The organism is Rubritalea sp. (assembly GCF_051252225.1).
Taxonomy (GTDB): Bacteria; Verrucomicrobiota; Verrucomicrobiia; order Verrucomicrobiales; family Akkermansiaceae; genus Rubritalea.
Genome location: NZ_JBPOGE010000019.1, coordinates 1 through 21,123, shown reverse-complemented (window position 1 = coordinate 21,123; position 21,123 = coordinate 1). Strand labels below are relative to the sequence as shown.

Below are 21,123 nucleotides of genomic sequence, written 5' to 3'. Positions count from 1 at the left end.
TTTCTTAATCTAATCTAACTCAAAAATCTCGAAAATAAACTACTCATCTTCATTTTTCTTATCACGTCCTCCCACTCCGAAGAGACCACCCAGACCACTTTGGATAATATCTGTACCGGACTTCACTGGATCTGATAAAATCTCACCCGAATCTATGAGGTCTTGACTCGTCTCAATCACCATTCCTGTGGTATCTTTAAGAGTCTGGTGCACATCGCCATTTGGAAGATTGCTTAAAACTTCCACACTATCTACTGCAGTCCCACCGAATTTAAGCATCGTTTTCCCTCCTATCATTTCAAAGAGTCTTTCACCAGCCGCTACCATCATTCGGTCACTCAGATCTTCAGTAACATTATCGACGGTGCCGCCTATCCTAACAGTCGTCCAACTCATCCCTTCCTTACCTGGTTGGAAAACTTTTTCCTCAGCACCCGGGATATGACTTAATGTACCCGGATTTAGACCGACCTGAAAAACTCCATCCACTGCTTGTCCATTAAAATTAAGATAGCCTTCTATCCGCATCAGACCATCACAATGAAGGTAGATATTACTTAAGCGAAAAGCTGAACCGCGTCTCATGAAATCACAGCGAAACTCCGAAAATCGAAGTGTCTTGAAGTCTCTCACCGCAGTGTATGCAGCAATGGTATCTAGCACCGGAAGCGCAGTTAACTGACCATCGCGAATAACTACATCTCCATTCAAATTCAACTCTCCGTCAGCACTAGGTCGCGCAGAAAAACTAGATTCGACATCTCCACTAAGCCGTTGCTTCCAGTCCTCATTAATCAAGTTACTACATTTCAATCCGGTAAGCGAGCCATTCACAGAGTAATCCAGTGCATCTGTAGAAAAGTCAATTTCTCCGTCTAGCTCAAGACGACCACTATCCATGACGGTAAGCTCTGCTAAATCTAGCACTACCCGCTGATTAAGCATTCTCAGCTTCGCTTGGTCTAACTCAGCACTAGTTATTACGAACAAAGGCAAGTCCAAGCGACCACCACTAAGCTCTGCTGAATATCCATAATCCTTTTTCTCTAGATTTAGAGCAGTACCTACCACTCTTAGGTTCCCCATAGTGCTCGTGACTAATCCATTTGCGCGGATTATACTCAGATCAGTGATTTCAGCCTGCTCTGGAAGCAGAGTTTCGATCCATTGTTTCTCCTTCGCTTTAGGTTCTATAGCGGTAAAGTTTTTCGTCAGATCGAGTTTCAGATCAGCGGTCTGTACTATCACATCAGATAGCGTCCACACATCACTCGTTAGAAAGTCACTTGCTACATTTAATTCAATCCCCTGAGCCTCAATAATCTCGATGGCACCTTCACTGCTTGCATAGAAGCCCTCATTTTCCATATGGAGTAGACTCCATTTCATTTCACCTAATTTGGCTGGAGCACCAATTTTCTCACCAACTTTTTCAGCAATCGTTTCTCTAAATTGCACACTATGTAAAAAATTAATAGCTGACTTGTAGGCGAGTATTCCTCCAACAACGAGAATGATGCAGCCTCCAAAAACCCATTTCAATAATGAGCCTGATTTCTGACGAGTTGTTGCGGAATGACGTCGCTTCCTACCTTGTGACATAATTAGGAAGCTAGCTATTCTCTAGGCCAGCTCAAGGTTTCTTCTCGCCAGAACGAATTATTTAAGATTGTGTAACCATCATCGTTTTCCACCCTATAGCCTCTGTATCGTGCTAGAATTAAAAGATTTCTGTTTCACCATTGAGAAGGACGGTGACCCCGTCAATTTAGTAGACCGAGTGAACCTTAAAGTCCCTTCAGGCCATTTTATGGCTATTGTCGGGCCGTCTGGTTGTGGTAAAACTACACTACTCAATACCATTGCTGGACTAAACCATATGTCCGAAGGTTCGATCTACTGGAATGGCAGAAATCTCGAAGAAGATGGTGACCTAGACCCAGCCGAACTCGGCTATGTCCCCCAATTTTCGATAGCTTATGATGAACTTACCGTTGATGAATCGATCGAAGCAGTCACACGCCTAAGAGTCAAAACGCGTAACCTAGACGATCTTGACCTTCGTATCGACAGAGTTCTCGAGGAAACCGGCCTTGGCGAGATCGCAGACCGTCAGGTGAAAGTTCTGTCTGGTGGACAAAAACGCCGACTAGGACTCGCTATGGAATTAGTGACAGATCCACACCTTTTACTTTGTGACGAAGTTACTTCTGGCTTAGATCCGCGATCTGAACGCGACATCGTTCGCCGCCTCCATGCTCTCTCACGGAGAGATGGCCGCATGGTTCTCTCTGTGACTCATTCGTTAGCTCACCTCGAGCTCTATGACTCAATCCTAGTCTTACATGAAGGACGAGTTGCCTACCATGGTGTTCCTGAAGGTCTTACCCATTACTTCTCTGTAGATGACACTGAAGAAATTTATCCTCGGCTCGCGAAACAATCTTCAGAAAAATGGCGTAAATCTTGGCTCAAGCACGGTCCTACCTATTCAGATAAAATAATGCGCGAGCGCCAAAAACGTATCGATGCAGGATCTCTCGTTCTCCCGGAAAGTAGGTTAAAGCAGGAATCAGTAGAAGAAACTGATGAAATCGAGCTCGACGACACTACCGAGTTAAATGCCGACCACAAGGAAGCTCCAAATTCAAAGCGCTCAAAACGCCGTAAGAGTAAGGTCGCGGCAACACCTGAGGAACCTGAAGATGCAGATCTCGTTCAAGAAGCTCCAGAGCCCGTGAAAACACCAGGGTTTTTAAGCCAGTACTCAACTCTTCTAGGGAGGCGCTGGAAAATATTTTTCCGCGACAGAGCACAAGTTTGGCTTCAACTCGCTATCCTCCTCTGCTTCCCCTGCCTAGTAGCACTCTTTGGGCCACAAGGTAATGAGCCTCTACTAACCTACCCTGACACCATTGAAATGACATCGCAAGATGCTGTAAGGAAACTTCAAGCCATCGGTGAAAATCGTGCGAAAGTCGGCGGAGCTGTTTCAGGAATTATCATGTTCCAAGTAGTACTTCTTTCTCTAATGGGTTCCAACAATGCGGCTCGCGAAGTAGCGAGCGAGCGAAGAATCTTCGAAAAAGAGAAATTCGGAGGTGTGCGACCATCGGCATACTTGTTCAGTAAAATCACCTTTCTCTCCTGCATGATTCTAGTCCAGTCGATCTGGATGGCCATTTTTGTAGAGCAGTTTTGGCGCTACCCAGAGACAGCTGGTACGGCAGGTTTCTTCGACCACTTAAGTTTCCTTATTTTAGTGAATGCGGCCATGACATCTATCTGTCTCGGCATTTCCTCACTGATGAAAACCTCAGAACAAGCTTCTTTGCTCTCCATCTACCTCGTCGGGTTCCAACTCCCACTCTCAGGAGCAGTACTTGCCCTTCCTGAGCTCGTAGGACAATTCACGCGCCCATTCATCTCAGCCTATTGGGCCTGGGCTGGCAGCATCGAATCACTCGATAATCGCTATCAGGCGGCAGTAAAAACGGTCACAGAAACCCCACTTGATTCCTCCAGCACTATTTGTCTCTACGTACTTAGTATTCAAATAGCAGTAGGTCTCGTTGCTTCATACATCGGAATTAAACGCCATCAGTGGGAACATTAAATGTAACCTCCACCTTTCAATTTCTTAATATATTTTAGCACCTCGTCATTATGTCTCGCAGATCCAGAAGAAAACGCAGCAACTCAAATTCAAGCACTATACTCATCGGCAGCATTGCTGCTATTGTGGTCATTGGTGTAGGTTTTATTTTCCTTAATCAATCAGAAGCTCCCACCGCAAAGCGTTTTCCGCTAGAGTCATACATTAGTAACGGAAATAGCCTGCGAGGCAGCGAGTACAACCTCTCTGGTGAAATCGTTGAAAACTCTCAACATGACCCAACTGTGGGCAAGTTTATCATCATAAAAGTTGATACTGGTGACCAAGCTCTGCCTCCAGGCTCACCTGATAGCGTGGGCATACTTGTCCCATTTGCAGTGAATGGACCAAACCTTGAAACCAAGCAAAACTATAACTTTGTAGTCAATGTTCGTAAAGAAGGCTCACTCGTCGCCACAAGCTACACTGCTCAGTAATCCTAATTTTTTAGACCTGATGAAAAACATCTTAACTATTGCGAGCCTTTGCTCTCTCCCACTCTCGGCACAGGTTCTCAGCCCCCCTAGTACGACCAGTGCTATGACTGGAGGATCAGCAAATAACTCCTCACAAAATAACTCCAGTGGTGACACCACCATTAACCGTCATGAGTCAAGCAGCACATCCTTACACGGTGAGGAAGTTCCTCTCGTTGATCCGACACAAAAAACAGTAACGTTCCAAGGTCGTACTTATTCACTCATGGACAACAACTTGGGAGGTCAATTTGAAGCCTACCTTGCGTCCACAGAGTTCGAATCTAAAGCTGCTATAGAGTACCGTGAGCGAATTGAAAAAATTCTCGATTACCTCTCACCGATAAATCCTGACGGTCAGTCTCTTAAAGAATCATACACATTATTAGAGGAAGCTTCGGAATACCCTGGTGATGGTGGCATATGCGACTCACTCGCAAATTCTATCTACTCAGCTCGTTTAGCTATCCTTGGTGTCGGCAACAAAAAAGAAGCCATTGAGAAACTTCAGACAGAAAGTCGACGCCTTGTTCATAACGTCAACATCCTCGAGAAAAAAGGGAGTTTAGGCGAAGTCTCGATCAAGAAGTCTGGGAAATCTACTACCACCACAAAGTCTCGTGAAAGCGTAGAAATGAATATGATGAAAAAGCGCTTGGTTGAGATAGAGGCAATCAAGAAGAAGTATGAAGCATCTGGTGTCATCAGCCTTACTCAATCTAAAGTGCAATACCAGGCAATGATGCTACAGCTATTCGTTCAGCGTCGCTTCGAACACGTCGTCATGGCTGCCAGATTCTATAATCTTCTCTACCAAGATGGTGACCAGAAGATGAAGCTTCAAAAAGGCTCTGACACCGAAAAATTCTTCAGTGAAAGCATGGGAGTTAACCCTACCGTAGCCGGTCTAGATGCTGCAGCTAATGAGGGTATCCGTAAAACTAAAACTCTCGTAGATGCTTTTCAGAATAATCTAGAGAGCAATCGCCTCCACGCTGCTTCTGAGCGTCTCGTAGAAGCATTCGCTATTGGTGAGTTCATACCAGTGGTTCAAACCATTCCTGGTGGTCAAAAAGAGCGAATCCAACAGTACGTCCAAGACGGCAACGATCTCGTAGAGGCACTCTCAGCCAAGGAACTAGAAATTGCTACCGAGCTCAACGAATCGCTCAAAAGGCAAGCGAAAGACTATAACAGCTCAAAGGCGAATTCTTACATTGCAGCACACAAGCGCGCCTCCGATGGCTTTGTCCGTGACGCTAAGTTTGCCCTCTTTGAGAAAGACACGCAGCGGGCTAAGGTTGCTATTGAAAGTGCTATCACCCATTGGCCTAATAACCCAACCATCAAAGATTTCAACGACAAGCTCGATGCGCGACTCATGCAAAGTGAAACTGCCTCAGATATGGGCTCAGAGACAGTTAAGGAATTTGACCGCCTTTTAGCAGATAAAAACTATCGCGCTATGGTGGAAGAACCACGTAAGTCCAAATTCATCGTAATTCTAGGCCAGCAAAATGATGAAGCTAGAATCAATCAACTTCAGGAAATTGGCAGCAGCATCATGGAAATTGAGCGAGCACTAGAAAAGTCCAAAAGCCTCATCCAGGCGGGCCAACCCTACGCCGCTTGGGAAGCTATTTTCGATACGCAGAACAAGTACTATGACGACCCAAAGATAGCCAATGCTAAGGCACAGCTTGTTGGCCAAGTCGGGAACTTCACTAATGCGCTAAGTAAAGCCAAGAAGCTCGAGAACAACAATGGTACACCTCAGACTGGTTCAGCACTCTCGTGGTACATTAAAGCGCGTAGCATCTACCCACAGAGCCAATTCGCTAAAGAAGGCATTCAGCGTATCGTGGACAAGCAGTTTGAAGCTGCTCAGTAAGAGAAGAATCCTCACAGGTATAAAAAAAAGCGGCAGGTTAAACACCTGTCGCTTTTTTGTGATAAGAAATTTATTAAAAACAATTTCTACATTCTCTCAGGCACTTGAATACCTAACAGGCCAAGACCTTGTTTGAGAACACGCCCAGTGATCGCACATAGAATAAGACGCGTCTTGCGGACATCACCCTCACTCTTGAGTACAGGACAAGCCTCGAAGAAACTGTGAAACGCTTTCGCTAAGTCTAGCAAGTAAGCTGAAAGAATATTCGGCTTAAGGTCGTCTAGGACGGTAGGGAGAACCTCTCCGAACTTAGAAAGTGTGCGTGCGAGATTAATTTCACCATCTTCCGTGATTTTCACACCATCCGCATTGAGCTCGATCTCTTCCTCTAACTTGCGGAAAATGGAACTTACCCTCACCGAACTATACTGGAGGTAAGGTGCTGTATCTCCCTGAAGAGCCACCATTTTGTCTAGATCAAAAATATAGTCGGAAGCGCGGTTGTGAGACAGTTCGGTAAACTTTACCGAACCAATACCAACCACCTTCGCTAGCTCTTCTTTCTCTACTTCAGATAGAGCATTGGACTTTTCATCCAATACCACACGAGAGGCTTTAATGGCATCATCTAAGACATCTGCGAGTTGCGGAAGATCCCCATCCCGAGTCTTAAGTGGCTTGCCATCTTTGCCCAAAATCGTTCCAAATGAAACATGTTCAAGTTCAGCAGAACAGCCACGGCGCTTAGTCACGTCGAAAAGCTGCTTAAAATGAAGACTCTGACGCGCATCCACCACATACCAGATCTTGTCTGCGTTCCATTGATTAAGTCGATAATCAACAGTAGCAATATCAGTAGTGGCGTAATTAAATGCACCATCCTTCTTGCGAACAATCATCGGTAAGTCAGCCCATTCTCCGTCACGTTTCTCCTTAAAAGGATCCTGCTTCGGAGGGATCGATTCTCCAGAAAAAATACAAAGTGCTCCATCGCTCTCACGGGCGAGTCCTTCCTCAGCGAGAGCTTGAACTAACGGCGCTAGTTCGTCGTTATAAGAGCTTTCACCAAGCCAATGGTCGAAACTGACATCGAGCCGGTCATAGATTTTATTCAGCCCGACTTTAGAAACTTCAACGCATTTTTCCCAAATAGCGAAATTATCAGCATCACCACCCTGGAGTTTTACCAGTTCGTCACGACAAAGATCTTTGATCGACTCGTCATCTTTACACAGCGCATTTACAGCACGGTATATACGGAGAAGTTCTTGCAGTGGGTCAGCCTGAATAGCGGATTCATCCAGCATATTCTTCCAACCATAGATCACCATTCCGAACTGAGTTCCCCAGTCACCGATGTGATTATCAGTAATCACATTGTGCCCAAGGAATCGCGAAATTTTAGACAGTGAGTCACCAATAATCGTTGAACGAATATGACCTACGTGCATTGGTTTAGCTACGTTTGGAGCGGAAAAGTCAACGATGATCGTTTTAGGGTCAGCAACCTTGCTCACTCCGAGACGTGGATCACTAATTAACTCACCTACCTTCTGGCTCCACGCCTCAGGCTTAATTCGGAAATTGATAAAACCTGGACCAGCAATGTCTAGCTCAGCGAGGCCCTCAGCCTCAAATGCTTCAATCACCTGAGCTGCGAGCTCGCGTGGATTCATTTTAAGGTGTTTCGCCAATGCCATCGCCGTATTGGCTTGATAGTCACCGTGGCGTAAGTCTGCTGCGGCCACCACTTTCACTGGAAATCCATCTGGCACTTCAATACCAGCTGTGGTCAGTGCAGCATGTAGACGCGACTCTAATTCTTCTAAAATCGTTTTCATATCGGAAATTTTTTCAGAGACAGGTAAAATACCTATCTTAACGTTCGCAATGAATACGGGACGGACGTGAGCCTAAGATGCTAATCACTTCTTCACGTGTTTCAGCTGCTGCAAGTTGTTGGCGCACTTCACAATTATTAAATAACTTAGCAATTGCGGCCAATGTCTGGAGGTGCAAGTGGTAATCCTTTTTAGGAACCACAAAGAGTAATACAAAATTTACAGGAGCATTATCCAATGCTTCGAAGTCGATCCCCTCTTTAGAACGACCGAAAACAGCGACTACATGCTCTAATTTTTCTGAGAATGCATGAGGAATAGCCACTCCGCTACCAATCCCTGTACTGATCTGATCTTCACGTGTCTGAAGAGCTTCTAATATCTCTTCTTTATTCTCTCCCTTGAGAAATTCATGACGATCTAAGTGATCGACTAGTTCAACGATGGCTGGCCAGTGCTCCTCAGATTTCATCTCAAGAATCACTTGGTCATTAGTCAATAAGCTCGCTAATTTCATAATGTGTAGAGAGCCTCGACAGCTGGCACAGCCTAGTATGCCAATTGGCGAAGCGTAAAGGGACTTAAATAGGATTGAGTTACAAAGCAAGTCCTTTTGTCTGAAGCTCAAATACTACCTACTTATCCACCAAGCTCGAGCAAGCTACCTAGGAGTACTCACACCGAAACTATTGACATCTCATCCCCCTCATTTCATAAAATGCAGCATGTCCACGGCATTACCACCTCGTCCACGCCAAGCTTCCCAGTCACAAGCTCAAATCTGTATCGTTGCCTCTAACTACAATCAAGAGTTCACTGATGCCCTTGTTGAAAATGCCACTAACGAACTTAAAGAAATTGTTCCCCACGCAAAAATCACAGTAGCGCGTGTCCCTGGTGCCTTCGAAATCCCTGTAGCTAGCGCTGCATTACTAGCTCAACCGAACAAACCAACAGTACTCATCACCCTAGGCCTCATCATCCGCGGTAAGACCCAGCACGGTGATTTAGTCGCTGAATCTGTTACGAATTCACTTCAAGCTCTCGCCTGTGAAACAAAAATTCCAGTAATTCATGAAGTTCTTCTTGTAGATGACGAAAAGCAAGCGTACGCACGCTGTATCGGATCTCAACTCAATCGAGGCCGCGAAGCTGCACGCTCCGCGCACACTATGCTTGAGTTGTTCTCCGACCTTGGACTTCACCAAGGCAATAAAAAGAAATCAACCCGATCTTATCCCAGCAATGCATAGTAGACGCGCCATCAGAGAATCCGCCATTCAGTTCCTTTATTGTTCCGACCTTGAGGGTGGTGCAGCGGCTGAAAACCTTTCCGAAACATTCTGGGAACTCGCCCTCGAGTCAGACAAAAGCAAGCTAGTCAAAGCTTCTGCTAAAGCTATCCACCACCTTAATCAAGGTCGTGAGTCACGTTACAACAAGCTCGTTGAGCGTAGTGCAGATGCTCTTGCCATCATCTCCTCTGACTCTGATGCGGAAAAGGTGAAAATGGGACTAGATCAACTTCTCAAACTTGAGAGCAAGTGGCAGTCCATCATTGATCGGATCCAGCGCCTCTACGATCCAGGTATCGAAATTCCTGATCCAGAATTAGCGAAAGCGCTAGAAGAGCTCTACACTATTAATTCCCAACTTACTGACTCTCGTAGTCGTTGGAATTTCCACCTCCAAGACTTCCCTTTCATTAATAAGCGCCTCGCGCCTATAAAAGCTGCTATCGATGGGCTCCAGCGTGTCTCCGATAGAATCGTCATGGTGCAGAACCCGAAAGAGTTCGCAGACCACCCAGATATTAAACACATTCAGGAAACCAACGATAAGATGAAAAGCTTCCGCAAGGAAGTTGACTCACTTTCAAATGGTATTATTTCCAAAAAAGCGGAACTCGATGCCACCATCGAAAAGATCGTAGAAAACTACAAACCTGAGCGTATTGATCCAGTTGACCGCGCTATCCTCAGACTTGGCACCTACGAAATTTTCTTTAAAGAAGATATCCCAGCACCTGTCACGATCAACGAATGTATCGAGATATCCCGCCGCTTCGGCTCCAATGAGTCATCACGCTTCGTAAACGGCGTCTTAGATAAAATCGCTAAGATCGACGCATAACCACACTCAAGCCAACTTTCACAGCAGCTTCAGTTTCCTAGTAGACTGAAGCTGTTTTATTTCCCCCAGCTAGTTTTTTGTCATCGAAAATACTAACACAATCATCGATAAAGATTTCCTTGCTAGATGGGAGAGGATCAGCAGATGATGCCATCCGTCTGCTACCAAGCATATCGCCCCACTTCGTAAGTCCTGTCAAATGAGCAAAGCAATTCAATACATCCACCGTGAGAGAATCCCAAACGAGCCCACACTCATACTCCCTGGTAGACTCGATCATTCAGAACTCATTGATTTGGAAAACCTCCTATCTAGCCGAAAGATCGTCTGGATATGTGAAGAACAGGTTTCACTTTCCTCTACGACAGAGAACTACCTAAAGAAATCCAACAAAGATGTCATTGCATTCAGCGCTACCGACCCAGGACTAGCAGAAGTAGGTAAAAACATACTAGATGACCTTGGTGAAAATGGGGTTGCCATCTTTCTTCCAGGCGAAGTGAGCAGCCTTAATGGTACTTCCATCCATATTACAGGCGAGACACTCACCGCCATCTGTGCACTAGACCTACCGACACTTCCCCTAGCAGTCCACATTCCACAGGAACTTGCACTGAGTATTGAAAATGTGAAATCGCAGCCTAGCGCTATCCTCGTCTTTGGTAATCTACTTCAGGCGAAGCAGTGCTCTGTCGCACAGTTTCGCCAAGAGCTCTTGATTGCATTTGAGGAAGCATTTTCTTCCCGTTCCTTTTTAAAGGGCTCACTCGGTTACGCTCTGCTCGCAGGTCTCAAGAGCCACGGTAAAATCAAAGTCGTCGACGGTACTAATGACCAAGAAAAAACTTTCGACATTATCCTTGGCGCAGCCATTGCTTTTTCAAAACATCTTCAGACAGCTACGAGCAAGAAACGCATCGGCATCATTTTACCTCCAGGACCAGGTGGACTTATTGCCAATCTAGCTACTATTTTCGCGGGCAAGATCCCTGTGAATCTCAACTTCACCGCCAGTAAAGTCGCAGTACAGTCATCCATCGAACAGGCTGATATTGATAAATTTATTACCGCTGATCCCTTTGTCAGGAAATTGCCAGATTTCGCATGGCCACCTAACAGAGACCTCATCTACATTGAGCGCGTACTTCCAGCGATGAAAAAGCAAATCACTCGTTGGGTGGTACTCTCTAAACTACTCCCAACATCGACACTTGCTAAAATCCTCAAGATCTCCAACGACGGAGGCGATAAAGAAGCCATACTTCTCTTCACCTCTGGTTCTTCTGGTGAACCAAAAGGCGTACCACTTACCCACAGAAACGTTCTAGCTAATGTCTGTCAGTTTGGTACACGCCTCAACCTTCCTGAAAACTCGAGCATCCTTGGTTCACTACCGCTTTTCCACAGTTTCGGCTGCACAGTGACCCTCTGGTTTCCTTGTATTGAAGGACTTAATCTCATTACAAATCCGAGCCCTCTAGACTCCAAACGCATCGCGGAGCTTATCGAGCAACACAAGATCATCCTGCTACTTTCTACACCTACATTCCTCCGCGGCTACATGCGCAGAGTAAAGCCAGAGCAACTCAAGTCCCTCCAACTCGTCGTCACAGGTGCCGAAAAACTCCCTAAAAACCTCGCAGACACATTTGCCGAGAAATTCGGAATCTATCCACAAGAAGGATACGGCCTTACTGAAACGTCACCTGCAACAAACGTCAATCTGCCTAACCCCCCTGACGAACCAGGGAAAGCAAACATTAGTTCTTCGCGCCTAGGCACCGTTGGAAACTTCCTTCCAGGGATGGCCGTAAGACTCACAGATCCATCCAATGATCAGCCTCTAGCGCTCGAACAAAGCGGCATTATCTGGATGAAAGGCGCCAATGTCTTTTTAGGCTACCTGAATAACAAGGAAAAGAGCGCCGAAGTCATCCAAGATGGTTGGTTTAAAACCGGCGACGTAGGCCGACTTGATTCTGACGGGTTCTTGACCATTGAAGGTCGTATTTCCAGGTTCTCGAAAATTGGTGGTGAAATGGTTCCTCACGAAACTGTTGAAGCAGCAATTAACCAAGCACTCGGACTCGATGAAGAAACCGAGCGAAAAATCGCTGTCGTTGGAGTCCCAGATGAAAAGAAAGGAGAAGCTATAGCGGTACTATCGACTATTTCAGGTGTTGCTCTAGAACAAGAATGCCTCGACCTTCGCTACCGATTACTCGACCAAGGTATCCCATCACTCTGGTGTCCCAAGCTCATCCTCCCAGTTGAGGAGATTCCTGTACTAGCTTCAGGAAAACTCGACATTAAGGCATGCGAGACACTCGCAAAAAAAGCCCTCTAACACCACTTTAGCCCAACACGCTGTGCCACGATTCGACGACTTCATGCAGTTCGCTCTGCATGATCCTGACCAAGGTTATTACGCTAGAAAGATTCGCACAGTAGGTCATGAAGGAGACTTCTCTACCACAGCCACCCTAAGCCCCACTCTCGGGGCTGCTATTGCAGATCGAGCCTCTAACTGGCTCAAAGAAAACCCTGGCAGCTTTCACTTAATCGAAATCGGTGCCGGTGACGGCTCCCTCGCGGATTCCATAATCAGAGCCCTCCCCTTCATCCAGAGGCTGAAACTGCACTATCACATTGTCGACACCTCAGAACCCTTACGTAAGGTTCAGCAACAAAGGCTCAAAAAATACCGCGTCACATGGCACGACACACCTCGTGAAGCAGTCAAAGCAACAGCGGGTCGGGCCATTATTTTTTCGAATGAACTTGTCGACGCCTTCCCCGTGCGAATCTTTCACCGCGTCCAGAGCGACTGGTTAGAACTTTACTGGGAAAATAAATGCGAGAACTTTCAGAAACCTGACTCCCTTCCAGAATCCTCAAGCTTGGATGGATCACACCCTGAAAAGCACCGGGTAGAGGTTCACGAGTCCTATCACCATTGGCTAGAAGAATGGATCACTGCCTGGCGCGAAGGAGAAATGATCACCATTGACTACGGTGACGTCTACCCAGATCTCTATCATCGTAGACCACAAGGATCCATCCGCGCATTTCTACTACATGAGAATCTTACTGGTCCTGCGATCTATCAAAATGTTGGCCGCCAAGACCTCACTGCTGATGTCAACTTTACTGATCTCATCCAGTGGGGTGAGGAGCTGGGTCTAGAAACTATATCCTTTAGCACTCAGAGTGACTTTCTAGCACCTCACGCTCGCGATACTACTCAAGACCTCTACCTACTCCACCCAGATGGACCAGGATCGGCATTCAAGGTACTCATCCAGAAGCCAAGCTTCTAAAACGCATAAGTCCCACCATTACTGGCAGGACTTATTAAAAATACACGCTGTTTGCGCGATAGCACTCTAGTCAACAGACCAAAGCTTACAGTCTACTAAACAGACTACCTTTTTCATGCACACCATCTAACACATAATCTTTAATAGTGCTTAAATCATAACCACTACAAAGGAACATTTGTCGATTTCTATTCATCAGGTATTGAGCGGCCTTAAGCTTTGTCACGATACCACCAGTAGCAAACTTGTTATTCGGAGTGTGATCCTCCATCAGTTTTGCGGCATCAATCGAGTGCACTTCCTTGATGATTTTAGCATCCGGATTCTTAGACGGATTATCATCATAATACCCATCAATGTCACTTAATAGCACCAATAGATCTGAATTCGTATAATGCGTAATATGAGATGCTAATTGGTCATTATCGCCAAAGAGTTGATCCTCAGTAGTTGAGATGTCATTCTCATTTACGATAGGCAAAATTCCATTTGCTAGAGTGGTTTCAATAATCTGTTGGAAAATGACTGTATGAACTCTTGAGTCGAAATCTTCTTCAGTGAGTAGAATTTGAGAAATGTTAATATCAAAAATATCAAACATTCTCTTATAGTTAGTCATTAGAATAGGCTGACCAACGGACGCTAACACCTTTTTACTGATGTCTCTCTTACGATCTAACTGTAAGGCTGTATAACCAGCTGAAACTGCTCCAGAAGTCACGAGTATCACCTCGTTTGTTTTTTTAAACTCTGCAATCAGTGTAACTAAGCTAAGCATCCGCTCTTTAGCGATATTATTTGCTTCTGTGATAACTCCACTGCCGACTTTAATAACGATCCGTTTTTTCTTCATCTATACTATCCTATGACGGGCATCCGTCTCGCGGTTCCTCATCTGTAAAAGCTGATATTGCTTCTATAATTATTCAGGCGCCATTGCCTGTCGCACCGCTTGTTATCACCGATCACTGACTAATCCAACGGAAATCATAACATCGTTCAGAAAGCCGTGGTTTTGAACATGTGAACAAAAAACTCATTGCAGACAGAAAAACGTTACAATAATCAATCCACTAAAGACTCAATTCCCCCCTTAACTTTCATAGGACTTTGAACCCAGCGAATAAGGACATCCCCAGATCCTCGGCCTGTCACCACAACTTCCCCATACCTAAAAATCCGACCGAGTATAGTCTGGTTAATTACAACTGACTCAATAGCTCTGAGCCGCATTTATCAGCATCTCATACTCATCAATCACATGGCCGTAATTTTTTAGCACCAACACTAGATGCGCCGATTAAAAATATTTGACAATGAGTACCAGTTTTTTAAAAACGAAAGTGTAGTCGCCCAACATGTACTTTACCCCCCATTTTTCTATTTATGCAATGGTTCCAACTTCATCGAATTGGCGATGCGGTGTGGTGGCTCTTTCTCATAGGGGACATGAGCGTTTCCAGCCGAACGACTTAGCTAGACTCAAATGGCTGAATACTCGATTGCTGCTGAGACAGCTAAAAGACTATGGCTTTAGCCGTGAAGTCTGCCAAGTCACGACCCAGTTCTACCAGCGCATGATTGTGCGAGAGGAATATATTCATAATGTAAGCAAGGCGTCCCGCTCGGTTGTGCTGCCTCACCCGTGGAGACCCCACTGTGCAGTGATAAGACCAAGCAGTGGCTCCAGACGAAACTTACCGAAAATTTTGCAAGCGCAGCTCGGCTTTACGAGCAAGGTCGACTCCATTCTCTGGTGTCTATCGAGCTGTATCTTACACATTGGCTTCCCATTATCCGACGCTCTTGATTCCGTAAAGGAAAGCCTACACCAACGATGGATAATGACGAACAATGTGATGCACTAATATTTTACCCATTCGTTGATTAAATGGGCTAAAAAACAAATACATAAAATAAACCAAAATGATCTTAAAAAAGAACAAAAAATTCGGTGCTTTACGCGGTCTGGCATTAGCTGGTGCGATTGGAGCGTGTAGTGTTGGCCTAAGTGATGCTGCGTTAAATATTAGCGTGTCGGAAGCTGGGGGAGACACGGTTATTAACATTTTCGGTTCGATTGATACTTCTTCGTTGACGGTTACTTCTGATGCATTTGACTCAGCATGGACAGATGGTTTCTTTTTTCAAGACGGGGTTAGCTATTTGCAGAATAACCCGAGTTCAAGTAATGCAAATTGGGATTTCTTCGCTTTTGACGGGGCCACGACAGGTGCGTTGGGTACCGGTACGGGAACCCTCATTGGCGTCACTAGCGGTACACGTTTAGTCCTTCACGCCAATGGTACGGGGAGCGACGGCATATTCCTTGACTCGAGTTATGTGAGTGGTTCTGCAATTAACTCCACGATCACGTTCACCGGCACTTCAGCGTCAACTTTGGGCTTAGACTCTGGCACGGACTTCGCGGGTACGCTGGCCAACGGTGATACCATAGGTAGTGTTGCTGCAGTGCCGGAACCTTCCTCGACGGCTCTTCTAGGGCTTGGCTCGCTCGGACTCATTCTGCGCCGCCGCCGCTAGTCTCACTTTCCTTCATGCCTCGCATTAGCTACCAGTTGGTAACGCCAGTGCGGGGCATTTCGTTTTTTAGAGGGTAACGGGTAACAATTAAAGTATGGGCACCTTGCCCCCTTTGGTAAAATATTCGTAATTACAGCCAACAACTCTACCCAAATCCGTTCCGTTATTCCATATGCTCACAGGAACATGTAACTACTCGCCCTACCATTAAATTACCGCAAAAAACGGATTTTCAAACCTAAGGCAGTCAAAAAGTAACAGCGATCATCAGAAATAAATAAATCAACCCTATATGTAATAAGGGGAAATTAATGGTACTCCCTACAGGATTCGAACCTGTGACCTACGGATTAGAAATCCGGTGCTCTATCCAGCTGAGCTAAGGGAGCGCATTATAAAAAAGTGCCACCCCCGCAGTGGAGGCAGAGGCAGCGTGGGCTTGTTACTTCTACTCTTATGAAAAGGCAAGCTGAAACTTGCCTTTTCTACAATGACACCTCACCTGCGAATCATTGGATTTTCCAGCAAGTAATTAACCATCAGCACTCCAGTTATAGACAGAACGGACTTTAAAAATATCGAGCGAAGAAAAGAATTGGGTCAGTTCTTAGTTGCGTGTTCTCACGTTTCCCTTTAGGCCACGCACAACAAACTGATTCTGCAACATGTTTAAATTTCAAAAGAAGCGAGGGACCTTAAAAAACGACTTCCTCTCTGGTCTCACCGTCTCTCTCGTACTCGTTCCTGAAGCGATCGCCTTTTCATTCATTGCTGGTGTAAGACCAGATGTGGGTATTTGGTCTGCTGTCTTTGTAGGACTAATCACAGCTGCCTTCGGTGGTCGCCCCGGCATGATCTGCGGTGCCACAGGTGCCATTGCTACTGTTGCGGCTAAAGCATTCGTACTCGGTGAAGCTGCCGGTGGTGAAGCCATGGCTTACAAGTATCTCTTCATCTCACTCATCCTAGCCGGCATTATCCAAGCTGCTATGGGGCTGATGAAAATGGGACGTCTCATCCGTCTCGTCCCGCATCCAGTCATGATGGGCTTCGTTAATGGTCTCGCTATTATGATTGCCCTCGGCCAGATGACGTTCTTTATAGATGGTGAGAAAAATTGGCTCACGGGAACTCCATTGTATATGATGCTAGGTCTCATTCTTGCCACTATGGGGATCATTATATACCTACCTAGGCTTACAAAAGCGGTCCCGGCCTCTCTCATCGCCATTGCCGGCATCGGTTTAGCGGCCTATTTCATTGAAGGTATAGATGGACGCACCGTCGGTGATGTACTCATGGAGCGTACCGGTTCGTCCACCATCCCGACTACTTTCCCTAATCCTGCTGACTTCAGTGGAGTTACTTGGGACTGGGCATTCTTCAAGGCTATTCTCCCCATCTCTATCAGTATTGCTCTGGTTGGTCTCATCGAGTCCCTTCTTACTCTACAGCTTATCGATGAAATCACTGAGAGCCGCGGCAAGTCAAACCGTGAGTGTCTGGCCCAAGGTGCTGCAAACATAGCCTCAGGCCTCTTCGGCGGCATGGGCGGCTGTGCCACGATTGGACAATCACTTCTCAATATGAAGTCCGGTGGACGTGGAAGAACCTCAGGAATAGTGGGAGCTTTATCACTCGCGGTCTTCGTACTCTTCGCCTCCCCTCTCATTCTCAATATACCTATTGCCGCTCTTGTCGGCGTGATGTTCATGATCGTGATTGCAACCTTTGAGTGGTCGACCTTCAAGACCTTTGGCAAAGCTCCAAATGCAGACATCCTAGTCATTACAGTAGTCACCGTCGTCACCGTCGTGACACATAACCTAGCAATTGGTGTTCTGATAGGAATCCTACTCTCAGCTCTAGTATTTGCAGTAAAGAGCTCAAAGCATGTACTCGTCGAAGTTATCAAAGAAACAGAGGATGAGCGTGTCTATGCTGTAGAAGGCATGATCTACTTCGCCTCAGTCAGTGATTTCGCCGATCATTTCCAAGCGAAGAGCGACAAGAAAACCATCGTTATCGACTTTGAAAAAGCACGTATCAGCGACCATTCTGGCATAGAAGCTATCCATGCTATGTCTGAACGCTACCGTAAGAGTGGTAAAAAATTACGCCTTCGCCACCTTTCAGCTGATTGTCGCCAGATGATCAAACGCGCTGGCACACTGGTTGATATCGAAGTTCTTCCTGACGATCCAGCATACTCAGTAGCGAATCTCCGCGCTGAAAATGCGTAGAGCTTAATTAAGCACATTTTCCTATGCCGTCATTCTCAAGTAGAATGGCGGCATTTTTGTTTGCGGTCATTCTAGCAATTGCTACTAACACCTAATGGAAGATCAAAAGAAGCGTGGCCTACTTATCGTTATTGAAGGGATAGATGGTACTGGTAAATCCTCTCAAGCTAGAATGCTCGCAGAAGCCCTCCGTACTAGCGGAGTCGAAGTCTTGCTTGATCGCGAACCTTCTGACGGCCCTTTTGGCAAGATTCTCCGTGCTTCCATGACAGAAGGAAGACTTGCCCCTGCTGACGAGCTCGAACTCTTCCATAAAGATCGCCGCCAACATGTCACTGATGTGATTACCCCAACCTTGGATCGTGGCTGCCACGTCGTTCTTGACCGCTATTATTTCTCTACTATGGCCTACCAAGGAGCCAACGGATTCGACGTCAATGAGCTCCGCGCTACGAATGAATCATTCGCTCCGGCACCTGACCTTCTCTTCATCCTAGACCTAGATGTCGACGCAGCACTCGAGCGAATTGGCTCCCGTGGTGATGAAGCGAATGAATTTGAGCAACGAGATGCACTTCAGTTTTGCCGTGACGTGTTTCTTTCCGTCAAAGACGAAAGCTACGCTCGTGTGGTCGACTCATCACCGTCACTCGAAGAAATTCACAAGGAAATGCTCGAGATTGCACTTGAACAGATCGGATAGAAATTAAATGCCACCACACATTGGCTATTCTCTTAAGAAATTAGATTGATCTACTGCTGTGTTCCTTTAATTTGCTGAGCACCATTGCCTTCTGAACCCACTCTCTATGCTAAACAAGACCCTCGTCATTATTAATCTCTTAGTACTCTCCATTCTGGTGAATGCTCAGAGTTTGAGTTCACCCACGGCGCGACATGACCCCTTTGTTCGTGTCAATTATCCTTGGAAGAAGAACATTACAGCTACCATATTTTGGATTGGTGAAGTGCCTACACCTAAGAACCCCACTCCCAATCATGCTAGTTCATGGGACACCAAGTGGCAAAAAAACTACGGGGGTTTCGACAACCCAGATCCAGCGGCTCGCACCTATGGCTTCCGCCCAAAAGCATTTCGACCAAAACAAAATCCGTTCTACATAGCACTCCCATATAACGATCGTATTAACTGGCGCAGCCACAAACCTGAGGCATCTCGCGTCATTCCTTGGTTTAATAAATACAACCCACGCCCAGGAAAAACAGTGCTTAAAGGCCGTTGGCTACAGATAGTCTACGGTAATAAAGTTTGCTACGCACAATGGGAAGATTGTGGACCATTCTGTACAGATGACTGGCGTTACGTCTTCGGTAATTCACGCCCTAAGAACACAAGTAATCAGAGTGCTGGTATCGATGTCTCCCCCGCAGTACGCGACTACCTGGGCCTTAAATCAGGGAAGCAAGTACATTGGCGTTTTGTCGATTTCTCTCAAGTTCCTAAGGGGCCATGGGCTGTTTATGGAGACAACAACCCTTTCGTCAATGAAGCGATGGACAGAGACCTCCTAGCCAAGCGACGCTATATGGAATACCTTCGCGAGCTTCGTGACAAGAAACACAGAACTACACCTTCTAATACCCAAGGTTAAAAGCTTCCTGTCCTCAGAAACTTCGGCACATCCTCTAACACATCCTGATGGAGTGTAATGAGTGTGTGGTCAGCGTGAATGACTTTAAATTCTTTAAGACCTTCTGCCATCCCTGTTTCCACTCGGACAATACCATCAGACTCATCATCAATGATTCTATGAAGAAAGGGAATTCTCACTCGGTTTCCCATGATCACGCCGATTTCAATATGCTCAGGAAATGACGCTATCTCCCTAACCATGGATTCTGTCGATAAAAATGTGCCAGCTGGACCTAACACAAAGTTCAATCTAGCTCTCTGTAACCAATCGACAATCCGGCTTCCCTGTAGTGGTGGCGCCAGCATTACCACTCGAGATGACTCTGAATGTTCGTAGGAATTGAGGTAATTCCGTATAATAACTCCACCAAGCGAATGGGTTACGAAATGAATCTTAGAATAATTACCCCGTTCCTGCTCAACAGTTTTGTGCAGTCTTCCTACCAATTCCTCTAAACTCTCTTTGAAAGAAGGGTAAGGGATATTGAGCGTGCTATAGCCCGCTTTTGTTACCGCTTGCACCACAGGCCCCATAGATCTGTAGCTGCGCCAGAGACCATGCATAAATATGACGAGTTCATCTCCCCCATCAATTTTAATGGGTTTATGCCACGGCATAGGAGAGCGCATCACGCTCAATGTATCCAAAATCCTTTTGGATTTAGTGCTACTCATAGACCGAACACTAGACCGCTTGTGAGAAAAGAACAATCGATTCTACTGATGCTAACATTTCTTTGGAAAAAAAATTATGGATTTTTTTGGAATAAACAGCAAACTCCTACGTCTTATCAATGATCACTGGATAATTCAGTGCTTCATTGTTAACTAAGAAAACCAAAATTAATCCAAATTATGAAATCATCACTTATCCTATTCGCAGTAGCAGCAATGTTCGGTGCAACAGCTCATGCTGAAGAAGCTCCAGCTAAAAAAGAATGCTCTAAGAAAGAGTGCTCTAAAGAAGAGTGTTCTTCAAAAAAGGACTAATTTCTGAGTCACATGCAACTTCAACAGTCGCCCGCTACACCGTAGCGGGTATGACTTGTCAGGGTTGCACCGTGAAACTCAGAAATGCTCTGAACTCACTCGACGGAGTAGAAATAGACAATATTTCATACAGAACTGGTGACATTGACCTAAAGCTTAGTGAAGGTGTTACAAGCTCCCTAGTCGAAGAGACTATCACAAAATCTGGATACTCTATCGTTCCAGCACAATAGAACTTTTTAGTTCTCACTAAAAGCGCATTGGATTTTCCAACGCGCTTTTTTTATTTCACGAACTAATACCACTCTGCGATTGGTTCTGTCGGGCTTGTTGAGTGTGATATAAATACTTCATGCCAGCGAAGTTCGTCAAT

Annotated in this window: 20 protein-coding genes and 1 tRNA gene; 14 read left to right on the top strand and 7 right to left on the bottom strand. The window is 45.7% G+C overall.

Features of this window, described 5'->3' with window-relative positions; all coding sequences use genetic code 11:
* Positions 1-39 precede the first annotated feature (39 nt).
* Positions 40-1,602, bottom strand: a complete 1,563-nt coding sequence (locus tag ACSHX2_RS13595; RefSeq protein WP_435693497.1) for a hypothetical protein — start codon at positions 1,600-1,602, stop codon at positions 40-42.
* A 109-nt stretch (positions 1,603-1,711) separates the two neighbouring features.
* Between ACSHX2_RS13595 and ACSHX2_RS13590 the strand changes: the two genes are divergently transcribed.
* Genes ACSHX2_RS13590 through ACSHX2_RS13580 form a run of 3 tightly spaced genes read left to right on the top strand, consistent with a single transcriptional unit; the run spans position 1,712 to position 6,022 of the window.
* A complete protein-coding gene (locus ACSHX2_RS13590; protein ID WP_435693496.1) occupies positions 1,712-3,616 on the top strand; it encodes an ATP-binding cassette domain-containing protein in 1,905 nt (634 codons plus the stop codon).
* A gap of 50 nt (positions 3,617-3,666) precedes the next feature.
* A complete protein-coding gene (locus tag ACSHX2_RS13585) occupies positions 3,667-4,092 on the top strand; it encodes a hypothetical protein (protein WP_435693495.1) in 426 nt (141 codons plus the stop codon).
* A gap of 19 nt (positions 4,093-4,111) precedes the next feature.
* Entirely contained in the window at positions 4,112-6,022 is a 1,911-nt protein-coding gene (locus ACSHX2_RS13580; RefSeq protein WP_435693494.1) for a hypothetical protein, read from the top strand.
* A gap of 86 nt (positions 6,023-6,108) precedes the next feature.
* On the opposite strand, the gene argS is transcribed toward ACSHX2_RS13580, so the two are convergent.
* A complete protein-coding gene (argS, locus tag ACSHX2_RS13575; RefSeq protein WP_435693493.1) occupies positions 6,109-7,866 on the bottom strand; it encodes an arginine--tRNA ligase in 1,758 nt (585 codons plus the stop codon).
* Positions 7,867-7,903: 37 nt separating this feature from the next.
* On the bottom strand, positions 7,904-8,383 hold the full coding sequence (locus ACSHX2_RS13570) for a PTS sugar transporter subunit IIA (RefSeq protein WP_435693492.1): 480 nt from the start codon (positions 8,381-8,383) through the stop codon (positions 7,904-7,906).
* 208 nt (positions 8,384-8,591) lie between these two features.
* On the opposite strand from ACSHX2_RS13570, the gene ribH reads away from it, so the two are divergent.
* The 4 genes from ribH (at position 8,592) to ACSHX2_RS13550 (ending at position 13,319) form a co-directional block, all read left to right on the top strand.
* Positions 8,592-9,119, top strand: a complete 528-nt coding sequence (ribH, locus tag ACSHX2_RS13565) for a 6,7-dimethyl-8-ribityllumazine synthase (protein WP_435693491.1) — start codon at positions 8,592-8,594, stop codon at positions 9,117-9,119.
* Complete coding sequence (gene nusB, locus ACSHX2_RS13560) at positions 9,112-9,999, top strand: transcription antitermination factor NusB (RefSeq protein ID WP_435693490.1); 888 nt, start codon at positions 9,112-9,114, stop codon at positions 9,997-9,999. Before ribH ends, nusB begins: the two co-directional genes overlap by 8 nt.
* Positions 10,000-10,198: 199 nt before the next feature.
* Positions 10,199-12,346 (top strand): AMP-binding protein, encoded by a 2,148-nt coding sequence (locus tag ACSHX2_RS13555; RefSeq protein ID WP_435693489.1) that lies wholly within the window; start codon positions 10,199-10,201, stop codon positions 12,344-12,346.
* 22 nt (positions 12,347-12,368) lie between these two features.
* Positions 12,369-13,319: an SAM-dependent methyltransferase gene (locus tag ACSHX2_RS13550; RefSeq protein ID WP_435693488.1), complete on the top strand. Its 951-nt coding sequence runs from the start codon at positions 12,369-12,371 to the stop codon at positions 13,317-13,319.
* An 85-nt stretch (positions 13,320-13,404) separates the two neighbouring features.
* Here the strand turns inward: ACSHX2_RS13550 and proB are convergent, their stop codons facing one another.
* The gene (proB, locus tag ACSHX2_RS13545; protein ID WP_435693487.1) at positions 13,405-14,172 is read right to left on the bottom strand and encodes a glutamate 5-kinase; all 768 of its coding nucleotides are present in this window, start codon (positions 14,170-14,172) and stop codon (positions 13,405-13,407) included.
* A 212-nt stretch (positions 14,173-14,384) separates the two neighbouring features.
* Positions 14,385-14,552 carry a PH domain-containing protein gene (locus tag ACSHX2_RS13540; protein ID WP_435693486.1) on the bottom strand — a complete coding sequence of 56 codons (168 nt, stop codon included), beginning with the start codon at positions 14,550-14,552 and terminating at the stop codon, positions 14,385-14,387.
* Between the two features lie 125 nt (positions 14,553-14,677).
* Between ACSHX2_RS13540 and ACSHX2_RS13535 the strand changes: the two genes are divergently transcribed.
* Together ACSHX2_RS13535 and ACSHX2_RS13530 are read left to right on the top strand one after the other, a co-directional pair.
* Positions 14,678-15,187 carry a hypothetical protein gene (locus tag ACSHX2_RS13535; protein WP_435693485.1) on the top strand — a complete coding sequence of 170 codons (510 nt, stop codon included), beginning with the start codon at positions 14,678-14,680 and terminating at the stop codon, positions 15,185-15,187.
* Positions 15,188-15,353: 166 nt separating this feature from the next.
* On the top strand, positions 15,354-15,863 hold the full coding sequence (locus ACSHX2_RS13530; protein WP_435693484.1) for a PEP-CTERM sorting domain-containing protein: 510 nt from the start codon (positions 15,354-15,356) through the stop codon (positions 15,861-15,863).
* Positions 15,864-16,175: 312 nt separating this feature from the next.
* Here the strand turns inward: ACSHX2_RS13530 and ACSHX2_RS13525 are convergent.
* Positions 16,176-16,252: transfer RNA gene (locus tag ACSHX2_RS13525), tRNA-Arg, on the bottom strand.
* A gap of 276 nt (positions 16,253-16,528) precedes the next feature.
* On the opposite strand from ACSHX2_RS13525, the gene ACSHX2_RS13520 reads away from it, so the two are divergent.
* From ACSHX2_RS13520 to ACSHX2_RS13510, 3 genes are all read left to right on the top strand, one after another.
* A complete protein-coding gene (locus ACSHX2_RS13520) occupies positions 16,529-18,106 on the top strand; it encodes a SulP family inorganic anion transporter (protein ID WP_435693483.1) in 1,578 nt (525 codons plus the stop codon).
* 94 nt (positions 18,107-18,200) lie between these two features.
* Complete coding sequence (tmk, locus tag ACSHX2_RS13515; protein WP_435693482.1) at positions 18,201-18,809, top strand: dTMP kinase; 609 nt, start codon at positions 18,201-18,203, stop codon at positions 18,807-18,809.
* 106 nt (positions 18,810-18,915) lie between these two features.
* A complete protein-coding gene (locus ACSHX2_RS13510) occupies positions 18,916-19,719 on the top strand; it encodes a hypothetical protein (RefSeq protein WP_435693481.1) in 804 nt (267 codons plus the stop codon).
* Here the strand turns inward: ACSHX2_RS13510 and ACSHX2_RS13505 are convergent.
* Entirely contained in the window at positions 19,716-20,378 is a 663-nt protein-coding gene (locus ACSHX2_RS13505; protein WP_435693480.1) for an esterase/lipase family protein, read from the bottom strand. The two genes, ACSHX2_RS13510 and ACSHX2_RS13505, sit on opposite strands and share 4 nt — an antisense overlap.
* A gap of 237 nt (positions 20,379-20,615) precedes the next feature.
* Here ACSHX2_RS13505 and ACSHX2_RS13500 point away from each other — a divergent pair, with 237 nt between their 5' ends.
* Both ACSHX2_RS13500 and ACSHX2_RS13495 read left to right on the top strand, forming a co-directional pair.
* A complete protein-coding gene (locus tag ACSHX2_RS13500) occupies positions 20,616-20,750 on the top strand; it encodes a hypothetical protein (RefSeq protein WP_435693479.1) in 135 nt (44 codons plus the stop codon).
* A complete protein-coding gene (locus ACSHX2_RS13495) occupies positions 20,729-20,983 on the top strand; it encodes a heavy-metal-associated domain-containing protein (protein ID WP_435693478.1) in 255 nt (84 codons plus the stop codon). The genes ACSHX2_RS13500 and ACSHX2_RS13495 overlap by 22 nt, the downstream gene beginning before the upstream one ends.
* Positions 20,984-21,123: the final 140 nt, after the last annotated feature.